This window comes from Pseudonocardia alaniniphila (genome assembly GCF_022524485.1).
Taxonomy (GTDB): Bacteria; Actinomycetota; Actinomycetes; order Mycobacteriales; family Pseudonocardiaceae; genus Pseudonocardia; species Pseudonocardia alaniniphila.
Window position 1 is genome coordinate 1 of the sequence record NZ_JAKXMK010000086.1, and the last position, 1,554, is coordinate 1,554.

A 1,554-nucleotide genomic window follows, 5' to 3' on the forward strand; every position below is an offset into this window, starting at 1 on the left:
GTGACGGTATCGCGACCCCGTCGGGTCACGAGCCGGATGAGCGTGGTCATTTCGGCCGTTATGGTGGCCGTTTCGTTCCGGAGGCGTTGATCGCGGCGCTGGATGAGTTGGCTGCTGCGTATGACAAGGCGCGGGGGGATCGCGACTTCCTCGACGAGCTGGATCGTTTGCATCGGGACTACTCGGGGCGCCCGTCCCCGCTCACGGATGTGCCGAAGCTGGGTGAGCATGCGGGTGGGGCGCGGATCCTGCTCAAGCGTGAGGATCTGAACCACACGGGGTCGCACAAGATCAACAATGTGTTGGGTCAGGCGTTGCTGACCAAGCGGATGGGTAAGTCGCGGGTGATCGCGGAGACCGGGGCGGGTCAGCACGGGGTGGCCACGGCCACGGCGTGTGCGTTGCTCGGTCTGGAGTGCGTGGTTTACATGGGTGAGGTCGACACCGAGCGGCAGGCGTTGAACGTGGCGCGGATGCGGCTGCTCGGGGCGCGGGTGGTGCCGGTGAAGACCGGGTCGCGCACGTTGAAGGACGCGATCAACGAGGCGTTGCGGGATTGGGTGACCAATGTCGAGCGCACGCACTATCTGTTGGGCACGGTGGCTGGTCCGCACCCGTTCCCGACGATGGTGCGTGATTTCCATCGGATCATCGGCCTGGAGGCGCGTGAGCAGGTGCTGGCCCGCACCGGCCGGCTGCCCGACGCTGTGGCGGCGTGTGTGGGTGGTGGGTCGAACGCGATCGGGATCTTCCACGCCTTCCTCGACGACCCCGGCGTGCGGTTGGTCGGTCTGGAGCCCGGTGGCGACGGGGTGGAGACCGGGCGGCATGGTGCCACGCTGTCTGAGGGGTCGCCGGGTGCGTTGCATGGTGCGATGTCGTATCTGTTGCAGGACGAGGACGGGCAGACGTCCGAGTCGCACTCGATCTCCGCGGGGCTGGACTATCCGGGTGTCGGCCCGGAGCACGCGTTGTTGAAGGACCTCGGGCGGGCCGAGTATCGGCCGATCACCGATGCGGAGGCGATGGAGGCGTTCGCGCTGTTGTCGCGCACCGAGGGGATCATCCCGGCGATCGAGTCGGCCCACGCCGTCGCGGGCGCGCTGCGGCTCGGGCGTGAGCTCGGCCGGGACGCGGTCATCCTCGTCAACCTGTCCGGCCGCGGCGACAAGGACGTGGATACCGCCGCGAAGTGGTTCGGCATGATCTCGGACGAGGAGAGCGCCGAGGACGCGAGCGGCACGGCCATCGCGGAGGCCGCCCTCACCGGCCCGGCTGGCCGAGCACCCGTCGGGGACACCCACGTGAGCACCGAGGCGGAGGGCGTGCAGCGATGAGTGCGGTCGAGGAGATCTTCCGTGCAAGCCGGGAGCAGGGCCGGGGCACGCTGGTGGGCTATCTGCCGGCCGGTTACCCCACCGTCGACGGGTCGGTGGAGTTGTTGGGTGCGCTGGTCGAGGGCGGGTGTGACCTGCTCGAGATCGGCATCCCGTACTCCGACCCCGTGATGGATGGGCCGACGATTCAGGCGGCCGCGGAGACCGCGTTGCGGGC

At 68.7% G+C, this 1,554-nt stretch carries 2 protein-coding genes; both read left to right on the forward strand.

The window, feature by feature from the left end; translation table 11 throughout:
- The first annotated feature begins 8 nt into the window (after positions 1-8).
- Positions 9-1,337, forward strand: a complete 1,329-nt coding sequence (gene trpB, locus MMF94_RS43065) for a tryptophan synthase subunit beta (RefSeq protein ID WP_241043281.1) — start codon at positions 9-11, stop codon at positions 1,335-1,337.
- Positions 1,334-1,554 (forward strand): tryptophan synthase subunit alpha (locus MMF94_RS43070; protein WP_241043280.1); only part of this gene is annotated, 221 nt, incomplete at its 3' end. The genes trpB and MMF94_RS43070, both read left to right, overlap by 4 nt.